General features: G+C 37.0%; 26 protein-coding genes and 1 pseudogene. 13 read left to right on the top strand and 14 right to left on the bottom strand.

Annotation, left to right across the window (positions count from 1 at the left end; genetic code table 11):
* Nucleotides 1-194: 194 nt before the first annotated feature.
* Nucleotides 195-1,448 (bottom strand): YeeE/YedE family protein, encoded by a 1,254-nt coding sequence (locus tag CYJ36_RS06995; RefSeq protein WP_101566194.1) that lies wholly within the window; start codon nt 1,446-1,448, stop codon nt 195-197.
* A 204-nt stretch (nt 1,449-1,652) separates the two neighbouring features.
* On the opposite strand from CYJ36_RS06995, the gene CYJ36_RS07000 reads away from it, so the two are divergent.
* Complete coding sequence (locus CYJ36_RS07000; protein WP_101566196.1) at nt 1,653-2,081, top strand: cell wall hydrolase; 429 nt, start codon at nt 1,653-1,655, stop codon at nt 2,079-2,081.
* A gap of 41 nt (nt 2,082-2,122) precedes the next feature.
* Here CYJ36_RS07000 and CYJ36_RS07005 read toward each other — a convergent pair.
* From CYJ36_RS07005 to CYJ36_RS07015, 3 genes and pseudogenes are all read right to left on the bottom strand, one after another.
* A pseudogene (locus tag CYJ36_RS07005) lies at nt 2,123-2,730 on the bottom strand (GNAT family N-acetyltransferase).
* Nucleotides 2,731-2,803: 73 nt separating this feature from the next.
* A complete protein-coding gene (locus tag CYJ36_RS07010) occupies nt 2,804-3,469 on the bottom strand; it encodes a GNAT family N-acetyltransferase (RefSeq protein ID WP_101566198.1) in 666 nt (221 codons plus the stop codon).
* Between the two features lie 12 nt (nt 3,470-3,481).
* A complete protein-coding gene (locus CYJ36_RS07015) occupies nt 3,482-4,366 on the bottom strand; it encodes a carbon-nitrogen hydrolase family protein (protein ID WP_101566200.1) in 885 nt (294 codons plus the stop codon).
* A gap of 160 nt (nt 4,367-4,526) precedes the next feature.
* On the opposite strand from CYJ36_RS07015, the gene CYJ36_RS07020 reads away from it, so the two are divergent.
* Nucleotides 4,527-5,036, top strand: a complete 510-nt coding sequence (locus tag CYJ36_RS07020) for an ion channel (RefSeq protein ID WP_101566202.1) — start codon at nt 4,527-4,529, stop codon at nt 5,034-5,036.
* Between the two features lie 28 nt (nt 5,037-5,064).
* Here the strand turns inward: CYJ36_RS07020 and CYJ36_RS07025 are convergent, their stop codons facing one another.
* Nucleotides 5,065-6,174, bottom strand: a complete 1,110-nt coding sequence (locus CYJ36_RS07025; protein ID WP_101566204.1) for a histidine kinase N-terminal domain-containing protein — start codon at nt 6,172-6,174, stop codon at nt 5,065-5,067.
* Nucleotides 6,175-6,373: 199 nt separating this feature from the next.
* Between CYJ36_RS07025 and CYJ36_RS07030 the strand changes: the two genes are divergently transcribed.
* Nucleotides 6,374-7,273 (top strand): ABC transporter permease subunit, encoded by a 900-nt coding sequence (locus CYJ36_RS07030; protein WP_180850126.1) that lies wholly within the window; start codon nt 6,374-6,376, stop codon nt 7,271-7,273.
* Entirely contained in the window at nt 7,266-8,171 is a 906-nt protein-coding gene (locus CYJ36_RS07035; protein WP_101566208.1) for an ABC transporter permease subunit, read from the top strand. Before CYJ36_RS07030 ends, CYJ36_RS07035 begins: the two co-directional genes overlap by 8 nt.
* Before the next feature lie 63 nt (nt 8,172-8,234).
* On the opposite strand, the gene CYJ36_RS07040 is transcribed toward CYJ36_RS07035, so the two are convergent.
* Nucleotides 8,235-8,915, bottom strand: coding sequence for a cyclic nucleotide-binding domain-containing protein (locus tag CYJ36_RS07040; RefSeq protein WP_101566528.1), 681 nt, complete (start codon nt 8,913-8,915; stop codon nt 8,235-8,237).
* A 91-nt stretch (nt 8,916-9,006) separates the two neighbouring features.
* Between CYJ36_RS07040 and CYJ36_RS07045 the strand changes: the two genes are divergently transcribed.
* Together CYJ36_RS07045 and CYJ36_RS07050 are read left to right on the top strand one after the other, a co-directional pair.
* On the top strand, nt 9,007-9,429 hold the full coding sequence (locus tag CYJ36_RS07045) for a DMT family transporter (protein WP_101566210.1): 423 nt from the start codon (nt 9,007-9,009) through the stop codon (nt 9,427-9,429).
* 11 nt (nt 9,430-9,440) lie between these two features.
* Nucleotides 9,441-9,917, top strand: coding sequence for a DMT family transporter (locus tag CYJ36_RS07050; RefSeq protein WP_101566212.1), 477 nt, complete (start codon nt 9,441-9,443; stop codon nt 9,915-9,917).
* Here CYJ36_RS07050 and CYJ36_RS07055 read toward each other — a convergent pair.
* Nucleotides 9,914-10,255, bottom strand: coding sequence for a putative quinol monooxygenase (locus CYJ36_RS07055; protein ID WP_308315272.1), 342 nt, complete (start codon nt 10,253-10,255; stop codon nt 9,914-9,916). The genes CYJ36_RS07050 and CYJ36_RS07055 overlap by 4 nt on opposite strands.
* Nucleotides 10,239-10,709, bottom strand: coding sequence for a CBO0543 family protein (locus tag CYJ36_RS07060; RefSeq protein WP_101566213.1), 471 nt, complete (start codon nt 10,707-10,709; stop codon nt 10,239-10,241). Before CYJ36_RS07060 ends, CYJ36_RS07055 begins: the two co-directional genes overlap by 17 nt.
* 129 nt (nt 10,710-10,838) lie before the next feature.
* On the opposite strand from CYJ36_RS07060, the gene CYJ36_RS07065 reads away from it, so the two are divergent.
* Nucleotides 10,839-11,081: a hypothetical protein gene (locus tag CYJ36_RS07065; RefSeq protein WP_101566215.1), complete on the top strand. Its 243-nt coding sequence runs from the start codon at nt 10,839-10,841 to the stop codon at nt 11,079-11,081.
* A 29-nt stretch (nt 11,082-11,110) separates the two neighbouring features.
* Here CYJ36_RS07065 and CYJ36_RS07070 read toward each other — a convergent pair whose 3' ends face one another.
* From CYJ36_RS07070 to CYJ36_RS07080, 3 genes are read right to left on the bottom strand one after another with little or no spacing between them, the layout of a single operon-like run.
* Complete coding sequence (locus CYJ36_RS07070; protein ID WP_101566217.1) at nt 11,111-11,818, bottom strand: peptidase E; 708 nt, start codon at nt 11,816-11,818, stop codon at nt 11,111-11,113.
* An 18-nt stretch (nt 11,819-11,836) separates the two neighbouring features.
* Complete coding sequence (locus tag CYJ36_RS07075; protein WP_101566219.1) at nt 11,837-12,694, bottom strand: DUF3307 domain-containing protein; 858 nt, start codon at nt 12,692-12,694, stop codon at nt 11,837-11,839.
* Between the two features lie 14 nt (nt 12,695-12,708).
* Nucleotides 12,709-13,455, bottom strand: coding sequence for a hypothetical protein (locus tag CYJ36_RS07080; RefSeq protein ID WP_101566221.1), 747 nt, complete (start codon nt 13,453-13,455; stop codon nt 12,709-12,711).
* A 279-nt stretch (nt 13,456-13,734) separates the two neighbouring features.
* On the opposite strand from CYJ36_RS07080, the gene CYJ36_RS07085 reads away from it, so the two are divergent.
* The 6 genes from CYJ36_RS07085 (at nt 13,735) to CYJ36_RS07110 (ending at nt 18,316) form a co-directional block, all read left to right on the top strand.
* A complete protein-coding gene (locus tag CYJ36_RS07085; RefSeq protein ID WP_101566223.1) occupies nt 13,735-13,941 on the top strand; it encodes a hypothetical protein in 207 nt (68 codons plus the stop codon).
* A gap of 66 nt (nt 13,942-14,007) precedes the next feature.
* Nucleotides 14,008-14,787 carry a hypothetical protein gene (locus tag CYJ36_RS07090; RefSeq protein WP_101566225.1) on the top strand — a complete coding sequence of 260 codons (780 nt, stop codon included), beginning with the start codon at nt 14,008-14,010 and terminating at the stop codon, nt 14,785-14,787.
* Nucleotides 14,784-15,053 carry a PqqD family protein gene (locus tag CYJ36_RS07095; protein WP_101566227.1) on the top strand — a complete coding sequence of 90 codons (270 nt, stop codon included), beginning with the start codon at nt 14,784-14,786 and terminating at the stop codon, nt 15,051-15,053. Before CYJ36_RS07090 ends, CYJ36_RS07095 begins: the two co-directional genes overlap by 4 nt.
* The gene (locus tag CYJ36_RS07100; protein ID WP_219621074.1) at nt 15,043-15,486 is read left to right on the top strand and encodes a S24/S26 family peptidase; all 444 of its coding nucleotides are present in this window, start codon (nt 15,043-15,045) and stop codon (nt 15,484-15,486) included. The genes CYJ36_RS07095 and CYJ36_RS07100 overlap by 11 nt, the downstream gene beginning before the upstream one ends.
* On the top strand, nt 15,483-17,288 hold the full coding sequence (locus tag CYJ36_RS07105; protein ID WP_101566231.1) for an ABC transporter ATP-binding protein: 1,806 nt from the start codon (nt 15,483-15,485) through the stop codon (nt 17,286-17,288). Before CYJ36_RS07100 ends, CYJ36_RS07105 begins: the two co-directional genes overlap by 4 nt.
* 14 nt (nt 17,289-17,302) lie before the next feature.
* Entirely contained in the window at nt 17,303-18,316 is a 1,014-nt protein-coding gene (locus CYJ36_RS07110; RefSeq protein ID WP_101566233.1) for a nucleotidyltransferase family protein, read from the top strand.
* 7 nt (nt 18,317-18,323) lie between these two features.
* Here CYJ36_RS07110 and CYJ36_RS07115 read toward each other — a convergent pair whose 3' ends face one another.
* The 3 genes from CYJ36_RS07115 to CYJ36_RS07125 all read right to left on the bottom strand — a co-directional run bounded on the left by CYJ36_RS07115 (nt 18,324) and on the right by CYJ36_RS07125 (nt 23,776).
* Complete coding sequence (locus CYJ36_RS07115) at nt 18,324-20,663, bottom strand: right-handed parallel beta-helix repeat-containing protein (RefSeq protein ID WP_142382683.1); 2,340 nt, start codon at nt 20,661-20,663, stop codon at nt 18,324-18,326.
* A gap of 137 nt (nt 20,664-20,800) precedes the next feature.
* Nucleotides 20,801-22,600, bottom strand: coding sequence for an ABC transporter ATP-binding protein (locus CYJ36_RS07120; RefSeq protein ID WP_101566235.1), 1,800 nt, complete (start codon nt 22,598-22,600; stop codon nt 20,801-20,803).
* 18 nt (nt 22,601-22,618) lie between these two features.
* Entirely contained in the window at nt 22,619-23,776 is a 1,158-nt protein-coding gene (locus tag CYJ36_RS07125) for a nucleotidyltransferase domain-containing protein (protein ID WP_101566532.1), read from the bottom strand.
* Nucleotides 23,777-23,790: the final 14 nt, after the last annotated feature.

Below are 23,790 nucleotides of genomic sequence, written 5' to 3' on the forward strand. Positions count from 1 at the left end.
TTTTTCATTATCATTTCAAAATAAATGCCTTCACTTCAACTATGTTTTCCCAACGAGCCACCATCGGGTTCCAACGAGCCAATATAAATATCAACAGGCCAAAATGTACAGTCAATCAGCCGAAATAACAATCCAATGAACCGAGTGAATTTTTCCATACAAAAAAGAACCCTCCAAAGAGAGCTCTCATTTAATCAGCAAATTGAATCAGTCGATTTAGGATTTTTCAATCCGAACAGTGGACGAATGAATAAAGCGAGGAATGTTCCTAACATTGCCATTACCATCCAAATCCATCCATGAAGGCTGAAGGAAGCAATTCCGCCGAAGTACGCTCCAATATTGCAGCCAAATGCCAGACGTGCTCCATAACCCATTAGTAATCCGCCGATAATTGAAGCACCTGCAACTCCCGGCTTAATTTTACCAGGCTTAAATGTCCCTTGAGCAGCTGCGGAAATGAATGCTCCGAGAATAATGCCGAAATTCATAACACTGGTGGAATCAGCTAGCACTGTTTTCGTAAGTGCATCTCCATTCGCACCTGCAAAATAACCCCAGCTTGAAACATCAACACCTGAAGCCATTAACGCCTTCCCTCCCCATAGAGCAAAAGCTGAAGTTATTCCCCACGGATTGCCTCTAATTGATAGAGTTAATGCATTTAATAGTGCCAATATAATAGCTGCTGCGAACAACGGCCATGAACCTCTTATGATTTTTTTCCAGCCTTGAGTAGTTGGAAGAGGCTTCATCATTGGCGGATTTTTCTTTTTAGCAATCTGTACGGTAATCCAATAGATGATTGCAAATGCTGCTAACTGGACGAGAAGTGCGCCGAAATAGCCTAGTCCTGTTGAAGTGGCGAGTGAAATAGGCGGAAGTGCTGGCATATCTTCCATCCAGAATGTAAAATGGTACGCTCCTATGACAGAACCCGCAATAAATGAGATCAGCGTTAAAATCATTGAGGAGGAACCGCCGCCAACAGAGTAAAGGGTGCCAGAAGCACATCCATTCCCAAGCTGCATTCCTATTCCAAAGATAAATGAACCGAAAATAACACTTACCCCAACAGGCGATACATATCCAGCTGGAGTTGTTCCAGTAAAGCTAAAGCCGGTGCTTAAAATAATAGCAAATAATGTTGAAGCAACTGCAAGCATAAGCATGTGTGCCTGGAGACCTTGAACGTTTCCTACAGACATCAGGCGCCGGAAAGCGGATGTGAATCCGAAACGGGCATGCAGCAAGGTAACACCAAGCAAAATTCCAATAACATATAACACAGCTTGAGTCATATTAGTTGTACTAAAAATCGCAATGAATAAAATAATTGCTGCAAATAAACCTGCCGCAACAAGCGGTTTTTGCATCGGATTTAATTCCGATACAACCGTTGTTCTAGGTTTAAAAGCAGCAGCCTTGTTTAAAGTTGTTTCTGCCATCGTTATAATCTCCTTTTCTTATAAAATTAGTCGGATTAAATCCATCTTTTAACCATACTCTTTGTATTGATTTTTGTAAACTAAGATGCTTATTTTCAAAAAAGTGAATTATTTGTTTTTCCCTATTTTTGAAAAATGTAATTGACACGTAAACCCCCAAGCCTACTGGAATATAATAATATGCAAGAAGATGGAGGCGAAATCATGGCAGTTGTAAAAGCAAATAACTCAGATATCGATTTAATGGCCAGATTGCTTCGAGCCGAAGCTGAAGGCGAAGGAATTAGAGGCATGCAGCTGGTGGGAAATGTAGGGGTTAATCGGGTTAGAGCAAATTGTTCGGACTTTAAAAACATTCGGACCATTCCTCAAATGGTGTATCAAGAACACGCCTTTGAAGCTGTACAGCACGGTTATTTTTACCAAAGAGCAAGAGAAAAGGAAAAGAGGCTGGCGAGGCGGAGTATTGCGGGAGAACGGTATTGGCCTGCAAAATTCAGCTTATGGTATTTCAGGCCGCCTGGAGACTGCCCTCCTACATGGTATAATCAGCCGCTCGTAGCGCGCTACAAGCTGCATTGTTTTTATCAGCCTAGAGCTGGTGAATGTGATAATATTTATAACACGTTTTAGTACAAAAAAATCCTCGTCATCAAACGAGGATTTTTTGTTCATTATAATGGAAGTAAGTCTGCTTTTTCTTTTGCCTTCAAATTTTCGATCATTACTACCCATTTTTGAGGTTTGTTTGAAAGCACAGTATAATACCGTTTTAAAAAGCTTACGATAAGATCTGTCTCTACGTCACTTCTTTCTGTCATTGGAAGAAATCCTAGATCGAGTCCTGTGACAGCTTCACCATCATTGTTCCAAGATGGATGAACATAAGTAAAATCCAGACGTTTGTATCCTAGGTGACTTAATACCTCGCGGCGCACAAAAGGGTCCATAGGCTTAACACCGCCAAACTCGTAGTTTTCTACTTGATAAGGATCATAGATTTCGGCAAACATCCCAGCTAAGGTTTTTCCGTTTTCTGCTGCTAATGTTTGAAGGTCTGCCAGTCGCTTTTGAGCCAAAAATGGTCCAATGCCCAGGCCATGCTGTCCAATAATCGTAAAATCAGTCATAGCAACATTAAAATCCTCATCGTAACGGTATTCTGTTGCACCCACAACCTCTCCATTGTGAACAGCAGCTAAAACACGAATACCCGAATCTTCAAGCGGTTCTTTCCAAAGATAAATTCTAGTACTTCCTCAGGAGGGAATACTTATTGCATTCATTCATGCATTGACTTGAACAACGGATTTGGTAATGCTATTTATTCTTTAATATTCCATACTTCCCCATTCCTATTTTTTAAAAGGATTTTTCCATTCCATTAACGTGCCATAATTGCACGATTCCTCGTCCTCTAAATAATTGGGTACAACTCGGACAGGCGTTCTTCCGCATCGAAGCAGAAATGAGAGAACTGGATCTTTTACATTTCCCTCTACCACACGTTCAAGATATTGCTCTGGCGACCATTTATCTGAATGCTGCTGATAACCAGGCATCCTTCCCCCGCCAAGGAGTCTATCCAAACCTTTGTGTACAACCACATCATACATGGAAAACATCAGCCATTTTCCAAGTCCTAACTTTCTGTATGCGGGACGAACACCAATATCAACGACATAAAGAGTATTTCCATTTGGACCATGATTGCGGATATACCCATTGTCGGTGATCTCTTCCCATGTATGTTCAGGGTGATCTGGATCAAACTGTACAAGCAGTCCTGTCATTGAACCCGCGACTTCCCCATTTATTTCAATGCACAGTGCTCCCTCTGGAAAGAGCGTGATATGGTTTTTCAGCTGTTCTTCATTCCACCAAAGCTCAGGTGGAAATGGAGGAGGAAAGCTCTCTTGCTGAATGAGGATTAATGCATCAAAATCCTTTTCCGTGTAGTTTCGAACGACTGCTTTTACAGGCTTGTCACTATCAAAAACAAAAAATTCTTTAAAATACAAGTGAACTCCTCCTTATAGCAGAGTCCGATCCCCCTGCTTCGCTTCCCAATCAGGGTATAAATCTGTGCGGCGATCACGCCATGTTGTAACTGAACCGCTCGCACGAACTTTATAAAGAAGCTCAAGATCAAGATCTGCCGTAACAATCATAGGCTGATTGATTTCACCTTCAGCCGCTAACCCTTTTGGAGGAAAAGGTACATCATTCGGCGTAATCACAGCAGCTTGACCAAAGTTTCCTCTCATAAAGTCAACAGTTGGAAGAGATCCAACAGTACCAGTTGTTACAACATATACTTGATTTTCAATTGCCCGGGCATGACTTGTATAACGAACCCGATGAAAACCGTGACGATCATCGGTACATGACGGACAAAAAATAACATCTGCCCCCTTTGCTTTTGCAATACGGACGATTTCGGGGAACTCGATGTCATAGCAAGTCAGCATGGCAATTGTTCCTTTTTCTGTTTCAAATACTTCAAGATCATCTCCAGGCGTCATATTCCACTCATAAACTTCAGTCGGTGTAATGTGAAGCTTTGCCTGTTCAGCCACTCTTCCATCCGGATAAAATAAGTGAGCAACATTATACAGGCGATCTTCTCTTTTAATAACATGTGTACCGCCAATAATATGCATGCCTGTTTTTTTTGCAAGATTCATAAATAATTCCCGATACTGATCTGTAAAATCAGGCAAATCGTTTATAGTTAAAGCATTTCCCTCTGCATCTCCTATGGACATAAGCTGAGTTGTAAAAAACTCAGGGAAAAGCACAAAATCAGATCCGAATTCTTCTGCTGTTTTCATATAATGCTCCACTTGATCTGCAAATTCTCCAAAGGAATTTATTGTATGAAGATCATATTGAACAGCTGATACTCTAAGTTGCATAAAACCCCTCTCTTTCTCTTACCTTGATAATAATATTATTAGATAAATAAGCGCATTTAACAAGTACGAACTTTTATGATAGATAGTGATAAAAAGTATACTGTATGAGATTTTTCATATGAGGAGAAAATAATGAAAAATACATATTGCCGAGGGAACTATGTTTGGAAAAAGAGAATTCAATAAAAAGAAGCTTTTTATTTACGTTGCTCTTAACTTAGTCATGATAGCACTTCTGCTCGCTGAAACATTTCTTCACATGAACATCCCTGTGTTCTTCCTATTCATCTTGTTTGTATTATTAAGTGTCTGCATCTATCTTCTGTTTGAATTCATAATTTCCATTCCGAAAACAGAGGAGAGTCTGCAAAGCATCTTTACTGGATCTGGCCTTCTTATTAGTTTAATCATCACAACCTACGCAAACCTCTATCTGCAAGTTTACAGAATGAAGGGTGAGAAAGCATTTAAATTTTCGGGAGAAGAGCTTTCAGGAAATGACTTTATGTACTATAGTATTACAACGTTCACAACGACAGGATTTGGGGATATTACTTCTATTGGAATGTTATCCAATATAATTGCAGCGTCTGAAATGCTGACTGGATTTATTATCAGTACTTTATTTATGGCTCTCCTAACATCTAAACTAGTCAAAAATTTAAAATAAACCTGGATTCACGTATCCAGGTCTAATCCTATGCGGTGATAAGCGGAAGTGATAACGAGAAACAGGTAGATTGCTCGTCTGACGAACATTCGATCGTCCCTTGATGGCTTTCGACAATTTTTCTGCAGACGTAAAGGCCGATTCCAGTGCCTAATTCTTTCGTCGTAAAAAATGGTTCAAAAATCGTTTCGATTTGTTTAGGAGGTATGATTGGTCCGTTGTTTGAAATATGTATATGTACATCGTTTTCAATGACTTCAATTTCAATCGTGATGATTCTATTCGTTTCAACCTTTTGAAGTGCATCTATTGAATTGAGTAAAAGATTTAAAAATACCTGCCTCAGTTCATCCTTGCTGGCGAAAACACGGGTTTCTCTTTGAGAGATCGGTTCGATTTTCACACTGCCATCCAGAAGACTAGGATACATAAATGAAAGGACCTCATCTAATAATTCATTCAGATCAAAAACTTCCCGCTTACTCTCAATGGTCTCTTTTTTGGAAGCATGGAGAAATTGGGAAACCCGAAAATTCAGCTGGTCCACTTCATGACTGATGATATCCAAATACTTTAGATCAGGATGATCATTCTGCATAAGCTTGATAAATCCTTTTACCGATGTCAGCGGATTTCTGAATTCATGCACGAAGCTTGAAGACATCTGTCCCAGTATAGTCAGTCTCTCTTTGTGACTTTGGTCAATGAAAGAGATTTTCTCCTGCAGAATTTCTTCTTTGACCTCAGTGTACTTTTTTACGGCAAAATAAGAAAATTGATCAAATAAGACATTTATTTCTTCAATATACGGCTGAAGTTCATGCGAAAGAATACCTGAGCTGACGATATACCGAATGACTTCACGCCTTCCAAGGTTCACATTATTAATAAAATCTCCAAGATTCACATTGGCTTCTACTCTTTCTAAAGCTACTTTACTTGCAAGAAAATCTATTTCATCTGAACTTAAAGGGTTTTGGATTGTTTTCTTTACAAGTTCATACATCCTCATCCCATTTTTCTCTACTTCTTCCTTATGAAGATCATCCTCTGAAATTGTTACTTTCTGCCGCCAATCGGCAATAAAGGTAGAGATGTTTTCATCTAAAAATCGAATTAATTCTTTTGAAGCCGGCATATGTAAAAGCACCCCTATTTCTTGCAAATAAATCTTATGTATCTATCTAAATCTTAAGTAAAGGACATCGAAATGGGTTTTAAGAATGAAAATTGCTGCAATACTATACAATTTACATTCTATCACAATATGAATTATTACGGTATTTCACATGTAAATTTGATACAATGGAAATTACCAAAGGATGTGTATTCCATTTATGTCAAAAAATACTGCAATAACAAAATCATGGTTACTCTTGTTAAAAATTTCCCTTATTTTAGTAGGCATCAGCAGCATTGCGGCATTGCCTTCTTTGGTATTTACCGAGATGGAAGGTTTTCCGGAAGAATTTGGACTATTTCCTGTAGCATATTTCAAATCCCTTTTTCAAATCGTCTGTCAGATTATCTCCCCATTTGACTTAACATTCATGAGCAGAGGCGGTGAAATGAGCTTATTTCCATTTATCCTTGAAGCCTATTTTTATTCCATCTGCATCTTGTTCTGTGCGTTTAGTCTTGCACTAATGGCTGCATTTTGCTGTTCCATTTTATACATACTTTCTCCCTCTCCGATGAGAAAAATCTTTCGAGGTATTTTGATGTTTTTTGAATCAATCCCAGATGTTATCTTAATTTTAGCCCTGCAATATGGTGTTATCTCAATCTTTAAAGAAACAGGATATAAAATGCTGCAAATTTATGGTCTAGAAGATAAGGTTTATCTTTTTCCTATTTTATGTCTCAGTGTAGTTCCTGCGGCCATGATGATTCGCTCTCTTATCAATATTTTAGAAGAGGAGCACGAGAAATTATATGTTGAGTTTGCAAAAGCAAAAGGAATTTCTTCTTTCCAGATTCTCATTAAGCATGTGCTGCGTAATGTAGTCCTCTCTATGCACCAGCACATGTCCGCCATTTATTGGTTTATGCTGTCAAGCCTTGTGGTCGTCGAATTTCTGTTTCAGATGGAGGGCATCACACGATTTATTTATGCGTACAAAGAACAAACTGTTATTGCAATAGGTATTTTGCTTATTCTAATTCCATTCGGCTTCATCATGTGGCTTTCTAAAACATGTTATTCCTTGGTCATAAGAGGCAGCTCCTATGAATAAAAAAAAGATTCTATTTGTCATTGTCCCTTGTATTCTTATTGCATTGCTGCTTCTTGCAAGTTTTGTATATGAGTTTGGATTTAAAAACCAGGTGAAACCAGAGATGATTAAATATGATGAGAATGGTGAATTAGCAGGCAGAGCCCCATTTCCGCCTTCTCTGCTGCAGCCGTTTGGCACCGACAGAAATGCAAATGATTTAGGTCTTCGATTATTGGAGGGAGCGAAATATACCATCTTATTTGCTTTAGGAGCTGCCATTCTCAGAATAGTGGCTGGAGTATTCGCTGGATCTTTCTTTACATTTTTACCGAGAACCCTGCAATCCATGGCGAAGCCCTTTTTTATTCCCTATCAATATATCCCTTCCTTCATCTTGGTTCTTGTCCTGATTTGGCCAATGGAACTAATAAAGAATGATATTGGGTACACACCAATGATTATCTATCAGTTTTTCGTCATTGTTTTAGTCGGAATTGTTCCGGTTATGCTGCTTATGTCCAGTGAAATCCAGCAAACTCTTAAGGAGCCATACATACAAGTTTCCTATCATTTAGGAGCAAGCAATAAACATATTATGTTCAAACATATATTGCCTGTATTAAGAAAAAGAATTTTTATTCTCTTTTTTCAGCAAATCATTCAGGTGCTGCTGCTGTTAATCTATTTAGGCGTCTTCGAACTCTTTATTGGCGGAGATAAACCAGGCGGGATTTTTGGAGATGAAGAAAGCAGCAGATCCTTGTCACAATCTGGTGAATGGGCTGGCATGATTGGGCAAAGCAAGTTTGATTTGATGACAGCACCTTGGATTGTGTTAGGACCGGGAGTTGCCTTTATTTTATTGATATTTCTGTTGAATATCGTGTTAAATTATTTGCTTTATCATGAAAAATAGATCCTTCTTCAGTGGAGGATCTATTTTATTACGGCTATTTAACCTTATACTCGCAAATAAGCCCTACCTATATATATCCCCTGCAAGATTCCGCAGCTCGATTTCATTGATCACTTCATAACCATTCTCTCTTTTTCGTAACATTCCTTTTTTGCATAGCATATCGAGTGAGCGCAAAAGATGACGATAGCTCGTGCCCAGCAATTCGGCCAGATACGTTAGGTTTTCTTTAAAAATGATACGTTCCGCTTTTACGCCAGTTGCCAAAATATAACTTGAAAGCCGATGCTCAAGCGGATAGTACAAATTGATGGAGCTATTTTTTGAAAGCATGTTCAGTTTTTCGGATAATGCTTTACCCATAAAGGTTAAAAACACTGAATCCTGAAGCAAGTATTCCCGAACGGCAGGAATATAGATACCCACGCAATAAGTATCATCTATAGCTTGAACACTCGAAGCAGCTCCATGAGTCTGGAAAAGTTCAACATCACCAAGAACTTTAAATCCCTCATAAAAAGATAAAAGCAGTGATTTGCCATTACTCAGTGTTGTATATACCTTAGCTCTTCCTTCCACAAAAAAATAGAGATAATTCATCTCCTCGCCTTCTCTGCATAAATGCTCATTTTTCGTAAAGAGGAAAAGCTCCATCCAATTTTTCATGTCTGCAGTAAAATAATCCTCAATCTTATTTAAAGAAAGATAGTTATTAAGTTTTTGCTCGTTATTTATTTTTTTCATGAAAACCTCGTTTGATATGACATATGTCATCATTATACCCTTTCTATATATGGATAATGAAATAAGACATTTGTAAAAGGAGTGAGCATTTTTGTACAACCTGGTTTCAGCTGCTGTCGGCGCCATTATTGCAATCATGATTGTATTTAATGGGGCGCTATCAAATGGTATCGGTAATTATACATCAAGCGTTATCATTCATCTCGTTGGACTTCTTGCAATTGCGTTTGTGATTTTATTCATTAAAAAGCCTTTACAGTTCCAAAAAGGACTCCCCCTCTATTTGTATAGTGCAGGAGCAATTGGAGTTCTGACCGTTCTCTTTTCAAACATAAGCTTCATATCCCTTGGAGTATCCGTCACGATTGCACTTGGACTGCTCGGACAATCTCTTGCGGCGATTATCATTGATCATTACGGACTGATGGGAATGAAGGTCGTAAAATTCAATAAAACAAAATCCATTGGTTTAGCATTCATTTTGTTAGGCAGCGCAGTTATGACATTATTCTAGGAGGAGTTAATATGGCGGTTTATCTGATCATCTCTATTTTAGCTGGCGTATCTATTGTTATCGCAAGAATCATCAATTCAAACCTGGCAGAAAAAATTGGCTTGCTTGAAGGCACGCTCATCAATTTTGTAACCGGACTGCTCTTATCGTGCATCTTTCTTTTTTTCAGCAGCGAGGCTATCACTTTTTCTTCAGCATGGCTTGATGTACCGGTATGGGCCTATTTAGGAGGAGCTGCAGGGGTTATTGTGATTTTGATGTCAAGCTTCCTAACACCGAAAGTTTCTGCCTTTTATTTAACGTTATTCATCTTTATTGGACAGCTGTTTGCCGGAATCGTAATCGATTTCATTACATTAGGAGAATTATCAATGGGGAAAATAATTGGAGGCTTGCTTGTATTATTTGGATTAGTCTTCAATTTAACGATTGACCGCAAAGAAGAAATGAATGCTTCTGCAGTAAAAAAAGAGCTGGGGTCTGCCTAAGATCCCAGCTTCTCCAGCTTATAAACGCTTCTGTCTTTCACAATAGGCTCAATTTCTGATCGGTATGTTTGGTAATGAGCAGATTGAATATGGTTATGTAATGCCTCTTCATCTGTCCATGTCTCATATAATACATAGACATCTTCATCTTCTAAAGAACGGTGCAGGACATATTGAATACAGCCATTCTCTTCTCTTGATGATTTAGCGACCTTACTTAATGATCGGAAAAGCTCCCCGCCTTTTTCCTCGTTCGCTTGAAGCAGCCGTAATTGTAATTGCAGGCATCTACCATTCCATTTTTTGTAACTTCCTCTTTTATTACTTTTCCAAATTATCTTGACTTCTCTTCACTAAGGCTACGAGACCCCTAATCGTGAGAAGAGTAAAACTGATACTTGCGAACGTATGAAAAACAGACCACTTTTTCCATTTAAACAAGCGAGTGTTTTTTTCAAAATACCATTGTGTCAATGACATTGGCACACTCCAAGTTAAACTTTTCAATAATATCATCGGTAATTTATCCCTATATGATTGGCGAACCCAAACAACACTAAGCAATGGAAAAAACACCAAATCATATAGAATATTCGTTTTGAAAATCTTAGGAAAAGGACGAACAGGATATGCTACTCGCTTCGTATTCACCACATACGCATCAATTACCGTCGATAAAATTCCTTTTGCAAAAAAGACAATAAGCATCTCCTTTATATTTGGCTTGCGGATCACAAAAGGAAACAGGATGGCATTAAGTGCAAACAGCCACCTAATCATAGTTTTTTCCATTTTCAACAACATCCTTATCATTTTTCTGATAGTATCTGCACTATTCAATAAAAATAATACGGATCTTTGAAGGAACCTAGTTATATAACCTGCATACTCTAATGATGACTATGATTAGGAGGTCATTTCATGTATTATTACTCGCCATATTCATACCAGCGATACCCTGAGCCAATTATGCAACAGTTAAAAAAGTCCACATTATCTGCCGTTTTGCCCTTTGTCCAGCATGGTTTAAAAGAAGCGCACTTCACTTCATATGAACATGCTTTAATGGAAGTTGCCGCCATGTCCTTTCTGCTCGGAAAAGGTTACGATTACAACGCCGCTTATCAATTGGTCGAGGCTTGGGAAGTTAATGAATCGTTTTAATGTGAAGGCTAGGTAAACTAGCCTTTATTTTATCTCTTGCCATCTCCCAAATATATTGGATTGATTTCTTCTTCGAAAATGAAATCTTCTGATTTTTTTACATAAAATGCTTTTGCAGATTGCCTAGAACTGACTACTTTATGAACCTGCTCATCGATAAAATGCAAGGCGGCTCCATCATCAAGAGCGTAGCCATTCTTTATTTTCCCGGACAAAATATGATCGTGGAAAGCAGGTCTGCGTTTTTCTTCTCCGTCATAATGCGGACAGCAGCTGCCATTTAAAATGCCAAGTCCATTTAATTTGTACAGCGGAGCATTCATTGGATCTGTCAGCCCTTCTTCAAACCAGCAAATCGCACCTGCACTCAGTCCTGCAAGAATGATCCCGTTCTCATAGGCCTTTTTAAAAAGCAGGTCCAAGCCCCATTCTTTCCATAAAACTAGCAGGTTTCTCGTACTTCCGCCGCCTACATATAAAATATCCTGTGACAGCACAAAGTCCTCCAAATCCTTAAAATGAGGATCAAATAATGCTAAATGATCAGGAACACAAGGCAGTGAATGAAAGCCATCATAAAACCGCTCAATATATTGAGTTTGATCACCGCTTGCCGTTGCCACAAAACAAATTTTCGGAAGATCCTTCATACTTTGTTTCAATATGTATTCATCAAGCAAAGGATTTTCAGGCTCCATCGAAAAACCTCCGCCGCCCATCGCAATTATCTGCCTCACTCACACCATCTCCTCTTGTTAATTCAAAACCTCCCTCAGCAACAAGCCCAGGGAAATGCCGAGCAGCATGGATGTCAAAGTCCCAAGAAGAAAATACTCAGCCCAATTGCGATCATCCATCTGTTTAAAACGGGCAATCGACTTAGCCGTCACAATAAACGCTATGGCAGGATATGCACTATAAAAAGTCAAAATAATCACAAGCAGCCTCTCGATGTATCCAATCAGCTTTCCGCGTGAAAGATCATGCTTATTGAATGTAAAATAATTGTACTCTTCAATCAGCCCGCCGGCAGAATTCATCTGCTCCTCTCTTCTCTCATTCTTAAACGCATATCTTCCCTCAAACGAAAGCAGCTGAGTCGGCAGCGTCCCAAGCAAAATGCGGATAATATGACCGCTCACACTTGTCACCAGAATCACAATGATGAAAATAAAAAGAACAGAATTGAATACACTTAAAGAAGAATTCTCTGTTAATAGCGCAATTCCCTTTTCCAGCAGTCGATTAATCGGAAGCATGAAGAACAAATGACAAGCTAAAATAATCATGACTAAATGAAGAAACTGATCCGTTATGAAATAAAGCAGCTTCTTCATGTTTTGCTGGTCTGTTGTCTTGTCCAGCAGTTTTATTTTTAGAAAGTCGATTATAAAATGAGTACCTAACAAGAACAGAATTGGCAGCACAACGTATTGCAGGGGATTAACAAAATCAAATGACAGACCCCAAAACAGGATAGTTACTGGCAATAGCACAATAAAGTGATGCAGCATATGCTTTTTCAAATTCTTTAGCTTTTCTCTCACCATCTCATCCGATTGGAGAAAAAAATCAGCGATTAAATGAGCCAGAATGAGACTTAATAAAATCATAGGTTCCCCTTTCGTTACTCTTTTGGATATATTTCGTTGATATGCTGCTGTAAATGGGTTCGGATTGAGTTTTGAAGTGAATCATGATTGGAACTAGAATCTGGGAAAGCTTTTACTTGCATGGATTGCATGACACTAATTAAATTGTTGAAAATCATTAATAATTCCTCGCCGCTGCCTTTTTTGAAATGACTTGAAATGGTGGATGGTGATTTTTCCAGGAAACTGGCGACTTTTCTTTGCTGGTTGAAAATCTCAAATAAGGAAAAAACGAACCTCTGTATGTCTGTTTGTTCATTGATAAGTTTTTTCTGCAAAATCAACAGAGAATTAATTAACATTTGAAATTCAGCTTGTTTTTCATTTAAATGAAACCTGAATTGGGCTCTGTTGGCTGCCTCACTTTTCAAAGTTTCATTGGCTTCGCGAGCCTGTTTGATAATAGGATGAATCCAGGCCTCGATATCAATATCCTTCAGCTCTTTGTTTATCTCTCCGTAAGATAGTCCGAAATATGGCGGATTGTTTGGAAATTTCCAGATGATACTGATGAAATGAGCGATTGTATAGGCAGCAGAATATCCATCAGCAATCAAGATGATTTCATCTCCCCTGCGGTGTTTGACGATAAGATCATCGGTTGTCCATGTCTTTATCCATTTTACCATTTTTTCTAAATAGGCAGAAAGTTCTTCTCCAATTCCTTCCTGGGAGGAGTTTTGGATGTCCATGATGAAGATTGATGCTGGGTGTTGGGGCATGTGGGGTACCTCCTGAAAGTTCGATTATATAAGCTAATATAGCAGGAGTTCGATTGTATGGTCAAACTTTTAGATTGTTCTATTATATAAAGAACCATGAAATACATTAATTCTTGAAATTAGTCTTATTTGTCGAATAATAACACTACCAATGAACGTTTTTAAGAACTATAATTGATTTTATAAAGAACGAATAGGATGGATTCATTTATTTTACTTAATGATGTTTGCTCTGTTTGTTCTTTATAAAGAATTTTATTACAGAAAAGAGGACCAAGTATGAGTGATAAACATGGGATAACTGTTTCTCGTCCAATGGTTTTGAGTCATCAAACGGTTCGATTTGAGACTGCTCAGAGTTGGAATCCCGGCAGAGGAAATCGAGATCATCCTGGGACAGGAAATGATGGTATTAACTTTCCACCGGGGAATCCAAATCCCCCTGGTGGCGCGGGAACTCCGGGTAAAGGTCATGGTAAAAAGTAACAAAATGAAATCAGAAAAGGCAAGTTTTATCTTGGCCTTTTCTATTTTTAATCCAAGGAGCTGCTTATGAAAGACTTAAACGTTAGAATCGGAGATCACTATATAAAGTTTGTATGGATAGAAGAGAAAATATTTAATCTGTTAACAAAACAATTTACTCCTTTTAATGGAAATCCTTTTTTAGACATGACGATAACAATTCATAAAGGATCTGAACTGCCTTTTACAAGTTATGACGTCTACATACAAAACCACTCAAATATAATTGAATTTATAAGAGCGGATTACAAAATTAATGTTGATTATGCATACAAATCAGCCCAAATATTAGCTCACAGCGATTTAGCTTTGAAACATGCCATAATGAATCTTTACAGCTCTTTTATCGTTTATAAAAACTGGGGCATACTTCTACACTCATCTTGTGTCCTTGAAAATGACGGGGCTCACATCTTTACAGGACATTCCGGTGCAGGAAAATCAACAGCAGCCAAACTATCAGCTCCCCGCCCTCTTTTGTCAGATGAGGCAACCATTATAAAAATTGATAAAGACAGAATTCTAGCCTATGACTCACCATTCAGAAGCGAATTGTATGGACACGCTCCTGTTTCTAATATTAAACTGCTGAGCATTGACCTTCTCCATCAATCTCTTTCAATAAAAAGAAACCGGGTTGATAAATCATCTGCCCTTTTAGCACTATTTGATAAAGTATTCTATTGGCCCAGCAATAAAGAAGAAACGAAAAGAATTCTAACCATGCTGCGATTTCTTGTAGAACAAGTTGACATCTATGATCTTTATTTTCAAAAGAATAATCAATTTTGGGAGATGATTTCATGACAACACATTATAAACAAGCACCGGATTGCGAGACAGTAGAAGTCGATGGCGAATGGATGATTCTGCACTCCGAACAATTCACCATTACGAAGTTAAATGAAACTGGCGGATTCTGCTGGTCATTGCTAAAAGAAGCACTCACAATTGACGAACTGGTTCTGTCTTATGAAAATCAGTATAAGAAGAACAATCATAAAACAAAAAATGAGCTTCAGGGCTTTCTTTCAGAACTAGTAGAATGCGGACTGATTGAACATGCAGTTTGACCAGAAAACAATTAATCTCTTGAAAGCGACAATTGAAAAGCATGGATGGATAGACCTTCCTGCTGAAGGCTTCAGCATGTATCCCTTTATTCAGAAAGGTGAGATTTGCAGATTTACGAAATTTAATGATAACGCATTAAAAAAAGGTGATATCCTTCTTTTTCACACAAAATTAGGGCAGTTGATTGCTCACCGATTCTACCGAGTGGATAAAGGTCAGCTCTTACTTAAAGGCGATACAAACGAATGCCTGGATGAGCCAGTACTGCCTTCTCAAGTTATAGGATACTTGGAGTCTGTTCAAAAGCAAAAACAAATGATGAGTATGCATAAGCCTTTTGCTTCCCTGCTTAGTAAAGTAATTGTTGGTTTCCCTTTTTCAGCACGGCTTTTTCGGTATTATTTAAGAAGAAAACTTGGGGATCTCTCATGATTATTAAGAAATTAATTACTTTCAAAAACATGTTTTTAATAGAAGATATTCATAGAACATATACTCTGCTAGGGCCTTATCTATTAAAGTATAAAAAATCCTATGCATGTCTTTTTTTGATTATGTTCGCTCAAATCTTTCTTACAATCGGTTTTGCATGGTTTTTCGGAACCATTACAGATGCTGCTGTTCAAAACGAGGCAGAAAAACTTAAATGGCTCGTGCCGATTGGCATCAGCTTAATAGGTGTAAGCCTAGCAGCTTCCTATTTTTATACTTATCTAGAGTCCAAGACAATCAATACAGTTAAGCTTGAACTTAAAGAACTATTATTAAAACACATTCTCCTTCTGCCTGTAAAAAAAACATCAAGCATGCGAACAGGAGACCTTATGACTCATTTCACAAACGATGTCAACTGTATCGAAGGAGTCATCGGGAGCAACCTGCTGTACCTCATTCAGCTCCCTTTAACATTTACGGCTGTTTCTATTTACATGTTTATGATCAACTGGCAGTTAGCTTTTATAGGATTCACCGTTATTCCACTGGCTATTGTTATCGGAGCTGTTTTTGGCATCCTTCTCCGAAACAGCAGCAGAAAAATGTTTACTCAAATCAGTGACATAAACAGTACTCTTAATGAAATCTTTCAGGGGTTATCCGTTATTCGATCTTTTCTATTAGAGAAAAAGATGTCTCTAAAGCAAAACACCCAAAACCAGGAACTCTTTGAATTAGAAATGAAAAATACGAAGCTTCGCGGCTTTTTTTATATTGGCGGAGAAGCCATTACTTCCATCACTTATATAACTGGACTTTGCCTAGGTGCTTATTTTGTTTCTAAATCAATGATTACAGTTGGTTCGCTGCTCACCTTCGTTACTCTGATGCATCATCTGATCTCCCCGCTTACTGGTTTAGCAGGAATTTGGGGCAGCTTCCAAAGTTCAGCAACAGCAGTTGAAAGACTTTCAAGCATATTAAACGAGACTACTGAAGTAGAAAACCTGCCAGAATATGTTTCAGCTAAGTCAATCAAAGGATCTTTACAACTAAAAAACGTTCATTTTAGCTACGAGCAGCAAAAAAAGGCAATAGAAAACTTCACAATAGACATACCTGAAGGAAAAACAGTTGCGATTGTCGGTCCAAGCGGTGCAGGAAAATCAACACTCTTTCACCTCATCCAAGGGTTCTATAAGCCAGAAAGTGGAATGATCATGCTGGATCACACTCCAGCAGAACACCTTCCGCCCTTTGTGGTAAGAAGTTCTTTCGCATTTGTTGCGCAAGAAACATTCCTTTTCTCTGGAACAATCAAAGATAACCTTCTGCTCGCTAAGCCAAGTATTTCAAATTCAGAACTCGTCACTGCAGCAAAACAAGCAAATATCCATGATTTTATCATGACATTGCCAAATCAATATGACACGCAAGTCGGAGAAAGAGGCGTCCGCCTTTCAGGAGGGCAGAAACAAAGACTTTCTATCGCACGAGCCATCCTGAAAAATGCACCTATTCTGTTATTAGATGAAGCAACCTCTGCTTTGGACAGTGAGAGTGAACAATTTGTCAAAGTAGCATTAGCCGCAATCAAAAACAAAACGACACTCATTATCGCCCATCGATTATCAACGATTCAGGATGCAGACCTAATTGTTGTTATGGATGAGGGAAAAATTGTTCAGATGGGGAGACATGAGGAGTTGATTACTCAAGATGGTCTATATAGGAAATTATCACACCTGCAATTTAAAGCAAAAGAAAAGCTACCTTCATTACAAGCAATCTCTCAATAAGGGGTGGATGAAAGATGATCATACACTTTTTACAATCATTATATAATCAAACTAAATTACCAAAAAAAGAAAGCGATTATCAAATTTTAATAGAAGACATCCATCACTTTTCAATTGAACCTCAAGTTTATCATCTATTAAAACAACATGACCGTCTGAATGAAACACCTGCTTTTTTCACTGACTACTTAAAGAAAGCAACAGATCAAATCTTGCTTCAAAACCTTTTTATTAAAGTGCAAATGGAAAAGATATTAAAATTATTTGAAACTCAAAAAATAGACACCATCCCTTTAAAAGGTGTCTATTTTGCGGAAAAATACTTTGGACATATCGCTGCAAGATCTACTTCTGATATTGACTTACTGATCCATCAAAAAGACAGACAAACGGTTGATGGAATACTAAGAAACCGAGGATTTATCTATGAAGATGAGGGTCCTAAAGATCACTTTCACTGCATCTACAGATTGGATTTTCCTGGTTCCTCCATTCCATTAAGAGTCGAAATACATTGGAACCTATTAAAAGAAAATACCTCAGATCTGGACATTATTGAGTTTTGGAATGATGCGGTTCCTATAATGGCTTATCAGCATATTAAAGAACTCTCCCACCAGCAAGCTTTTTATATGATTGTGCTTCATGCATGGCGTCATAATTTAGATTCACTGAGGCATTTTATTGATGTGATTCAAACGGTGTACGTTTTAGCTAACAAGATTTGCTTTGAATCTCTGTTTATACAAGCAAAAAAAGATAAAACTTTGAAAAGAGTTCAGAGAACGTTGAGAATCGTTTATAGGGTATTTGGTGAAATAAAATATCCAGAACAACTATCGGTACCAAAGAATTACGGTAAATGGTGGGAATATAAGAAGATTAGGGATCGGGAGTATCGGAGTTTGAGGGTTTATTTGGATTTTTTCGACTTTGAATATCTTAGTTATGAAAATGGAAAACATAGATTTAGAACTGTTAAAGAGTTTTATACCAAAAGAATTCACTCCCTTTCACCAAGTGAGTGAGATAAATTTATATTTTTTTGACAGTAAGGTTCAGAGGAATATTTGTAGATGATTTGATTAATAATGAGTTTGAATTTAATAAGGTGATAGCAGGATAAACGATTTCATTAGACGATGACAAACATATTACATACAATTCTGATGAACCAAGATTATGATTAACGGTAGCTGAAAACCCATTACCATCAGGCAGTAAAGAAATGGCTGATTTATACGTGTCGTCCACATCATATCCTATATAGATACCAGCTTCTCCTGGTGGGAGATTGATATTATTGTAGCTGTTGTTTGCAGAAATAAAATTAATTATCGGTCTTGGGTTATTGTAATAATTGGGAGATAACGAGTTTGAACCTGTATAATGCACTTTTGAATTTTTCATGAAAAAGGTGAACACTGACCATACAGTTGGTTTATCGTGGTGGATGAAGTAAGAAAAAGAAGAATTTGAAATAGTAATCCAACAATCAACAATTTTGATCAAACCATTAGGCTGGTTAAAGTCTGTAGCAAATAGATATGTCAGTGAGTTTGAAATGATTTCACATTTATCTAGAAATGTTTGTGCTGGAAATCCCTGAGTATTTATATTTCCAACTTTAACAATTGTATCAGTAAGTTTTGAATTGATTATATGCATTTCTCGATCTTTCGTCCCAAACACTAAATTTGTAAGAGTGCAATTTAAGAATTCGCAGTCGTTAATTTTAACCTTCTCACTAACTGTAGTACCATTAACCGTTTGAACAGTCATTCTTAAATTATTAAATATACAATTTTTGTACTTGTATACACGCAACAGAAAATCTCTAGGAACAGCTGAGTCAATGATACAATCTTCTATCACATTAGCAGTAATCGAAGGGGTTCCAGAAACATTTGTAAACTTTAATCGGTTATTTCTAAAGACATTATTTACAATATTAGTACCCATATTTACATTAGTCACGTCTATAAGATTGTTATCTGTAAAATTCACTTGGTAAGAAGTGTTTCCGAAAAATGACAGGTTGCCGCCTGTAAAACTATTTCCTTTAATGTTTACAAACGCATTTCCAAAGTTTGAGCTCATAAGACCTATATTGGTTGTACAATTATATATTACATTTCCTTTAATATTTGCGAACAGTAAACTATACAAATTAATCCCAATCCCGTCCATATTGTAAATATGGTTGTTTTCAATTTGTATCGAATAACAGCCTGCTAAAATGCCATGATTGCTTCCATAAATTAAATTATTTCTAATAATACAATTATCCCCGTATGAGTCTTCCTGATTAATTCCATATCTTGTAGGATCACTAAAGATGGGTTTTCCATCCAAGAAACTGTTGGTGCCCTTCCCATTATCTCGTATTGTGTTGTGCTGAACAATATTGTAACTGCCTCCAAGAGAGATTCCTCCACGATGTCCGTTAAAGATTTCGTTGTATTCAACAATGTTATGATGTGGAATTAAACCAAATTTAAGGGTAATTTGCATGTTTTTAAGAGGATTGGTTTCATTAAAAAAGACAAATCTCATTTTAGCGGCACCAAGTGGTATTGAGATGTCATTGTATATCTTTCTTTTTTTCAAAACGCCAATAAAAGAATTGTCTGATCTGTAAAAAAAGACATCTACATCTTTTGTTGTTAAAGCAGTCAATCTCGTATATCCAGCTCCAGCTATAAGGAACGATGAAAATGTTGCATCAATTGGTATAGTGATAAAAGAAGAGGCTAAAGTGTTCGAGGAAGAAATCGGTTGTCCAGAGGTATAGTCTAAGTTATTTAAAGTTAGGCCTAGATTAAATTCCGCTAGTTCTCTTATAGATGAACTTGTAAATGTAACATTGTCCCCCATATAATCTCTTACAATACAGTTTTTAATTGAACAATATCTTGTGCTCTTCGTAAAGACCACACCATATGTGTGTTCCATACGCCGCTCCTGAGCAGCATTTGAGAAGCTTCTATCATCTCTGCAGCCAATGATAGTTCCTCCAGTCAAATGGGCATCACTAACATTGTCGAATTCGATACTATTACCTTTAAAATTATAGTAATCAGAAGTTGTTCTTGTATCAAAGGGAGATTTTCTATCTGAATCGTAAATAACCTTTAACGTAGATCCGTTAAGATCAAATGTTAAGTTACTTACCATTTTTATTACTCTAGGATAGCAAATTGCATATGTGCCTTTTGGTAGGATAACACCAGAGTAACCGTTGTTTTTTGCATACTGAATAGCGTTGTTAATGCCTTGTATATTAGTGTCTGCTTTTACATAGTCTGCATTAGTATAAGGTTTGTTAGGAATTCCTTGTGTAATGTTCCATCTCACCAATTCTATTAAATACATACAAATTTCCCTTTCAAAATAAGAATAGTTAACATATCAATCCTTATTAAAGTAGTTTATATAAAATATGAATTTAATAATAAGGTGATTGGACAAAAGATATTTATTAAAGTAAAAGGCACTCTTATTTGAGTGCCTTAAGAATTAGCCTTTAACTGATTTCCTAGAAGCTGACGGAACATACCTTTTTTATCCAGAGAAAGCTGGTGATATCCCCCGGTCTGTATAACTTCTCCGTTCTCCAAAACTATAACTTGGTCGGCATTTCTAATGGTGGACATTCGATGAGCGATTACAATAATTGTCATTTTTCCTTTTATTCTTGTAAGAGCTTGTTGTATTTTGGCTTCATTAACAGTGTCAAGAGCACTCGTTGCTTCATCTAAAACTAAAATGGAAGGCTTTTTTAATATGGCCCTAGCTAAAACGAGTCTTTGTCTCTCTCCTCCTGATAGCCTGATACCTCGATCACCTATCATTGTATCTAACCCATTTGGCAGTTTTTTTACGAAATCAGCTGCAGAAGAGAATTCTAGCGACTCCCATATTTCTACATCTGTAGCATCTTGTCGAATAAGCAGCAGGTTTTCCCTGATTGTTGTATTAAATAAGAAAGGATCTTGAGGGACATAACTTATGGTTCTCCTTAACATCAACAAGTTTTTATCGCCTAAAGGAGTACCATCGATGCTCACCAGACCTTCTTTCGGAGTCATTAATCCCATTAAGATATCGATAAGTGTACTTTTGCCCGCACCGGAACGGCCTACAATAGCAGTCATTTGATTAGACGGAATCGACAGATTAATATTACGTAATGCGTATTCAGAATCATTTTCATGATATCTGAAACTTACGTTTGTGCATTTTATTTCTATATTAACTTCCAAGGAATGTTCTGAATTCTGATCCCAATTTAGAATTTCTCTTTCTTCTTCACATGTTTTCAAAAGTGAAATGAGAGCTTTAAAAGAAGGAATAGTGGCAGCAATTTGCTCTAAATCTGACTGAATTCCAGTAAATTTTGGCCATAGCCTTGAAAAAATCAGAACGATAAGCATCAATTCTGCTGTTTTCGCATAAAACAGCGATATAGCAAAGTACATAAATATTGCTATCAAAGTGCCAGAAGACACTTTATAAAGAAATTGTGAATTTGCCCGGACTTTTGCCAATTCATTAACATTTGATTCCATTTTAATTGATATATTTCTAAACCAGTTGTAATGAAATCCTTCAAGGTTATTGCTTTTAATATCTTTGATTCCATTCATATGATCGGATATACCTGCGAAATAGGCTTTTGATAGCTCATATGTTTCCCCGCCAAGATTTTTGGACTGTTTAATCAATTTTCGGGAGAAGAAGCTTAATATAATTCCAAAAAATATGACAAGCCCAGTTAACAAAGGCGATAACCACAAGGCTATAGCTACTTGTACTGCTGTAAATAAAAGCGAAGCAATGAACTGAAGAAAAAAATGAGTCCCCCCAGCTACTCTATTGATTTCTGAGGCCATAATATTATTCAAATCTGATTTTCTCTTATAAAGAAAATATTTCCACCTAGCCTGTAATAGCCCTCTATAAACCTCTTCTTTTAAATGCCTTAGGTAACCCTGTTGTATACTTGTGCTTAGCATAGACAGCTGACGCTGAAAAATATTTTGCGCAAGGATAATAGATATGTATAATCCCAATACAATGATTAAACTATACTTTGGCGGAAAAGTTTGAAAGAAGGTAAAAAAATCTGACAAGGGAAATGACTGATTGGTTTCCATATTAAAAATTCCTGTTATTGATAATAAAGGAATTAGTAAAAAAATTCCTATACTATCTAAAAAGCCTATGACAATCATTCCAAAAAAACTGTAATAGAGGGATCTGCCTGCAAATTTGTGAAGCTGTTTCATAAAGTAAGACACAGACTCCATAAAAATCCCCTCCTCTCTTCAAGCAATTTTTCTGCTTTTTCTCATAGCCCATATTATAGGCCTCAAGGGAATATACAAGAAGTGCATGCAGGACGGCAGCTTGATTACTTCCTTATCCTTAGGGTATGGAAATAGACAGCTTACTAAATAAAGAGCTTTGTGACTGAGAGACTTAATTAAAAATAGATACCTGGCATGGTACTTTTCTACAGCCTCAGGTAAAGGCGGTGAATGGAGGTTAACCATTCTCTCTAGATAGAATATAGTAAGATCAGATAATTTCAATGTGTGTTTAGTAATTAATTGTCTAGATTGATTAGGTACAGGAGTTTGAAGAAGAGAGTTTGCTAAAATAATCGCTTTACCGCAAATATGTGAATATTGGTACTTTCTTAACAACTTCAATAATAATATCCAGTCCACGTTTTGTTTTAAAAGCCTGTCAATATCAATTAACCATCTTAACCTCGACCAGCCATGTCTTGCACCATGAGTTAAAAGAAACATAAAAAGATCTTCTCTGCCCAGATAATAAATAGGATAATCTGTTAAACTGCTTTTTCTTTTCCTTTCCCATAAATTGAAGAAAGGAGGCTCTTTAGCCGGGCCAGGATTGAGTCTCCAGTGCACTTCTAATTTCACTCCGGTGTCTGGGTGTTCATAATTGACATGATGGTGTCTCCATTTCCAATCATCAAGAATACTAGTAATATATTCATCTTTTATAAAACCTATTTTAGTAAGTAACATGTCAACTTTTTGCAAATCACCTATTGGGATAAGTATATCAATATCGCTGGATGTCCTAAGGGAAAGATCTCCATATAGATCTACTGACAATACAGGTCCCTTCAAAAAAAGCACATTTACACTTTCTTCAAGAAGATATTGACTGATTTTTTTCATTTGTCCACTAAGATGCAGCATATTAATTGAATTTTGTTTGAAGAAAAATGCTAAGGTATTCAAAGTATTAGTAGGAACTCCGTCAATTAATTTCAACTTTGGATAAAGAAGTGTATAAACACGATGGTGCAGAGCCAATTCGACGAATAGGTCCCAGTCAATATTTTTGGCAGGGTCAATTCTCAGCATATCATTTTCATTTTTTATGATTTGAAGAATTAATGTCAGTTCATAGGATAGTTGATCAGTATTTAATTTTATTTTCTCCATATTTTCACCTAATT

The organism is Bacillus sp. UMB0893, from assembly GCF_002858905.1.
In the GTDB taxonomy this organism is placed as follows: domain Bacteria; phylum Bacillota; class Bacilli; order Bacillales; family Bacillaceae; genus Bacillus_P.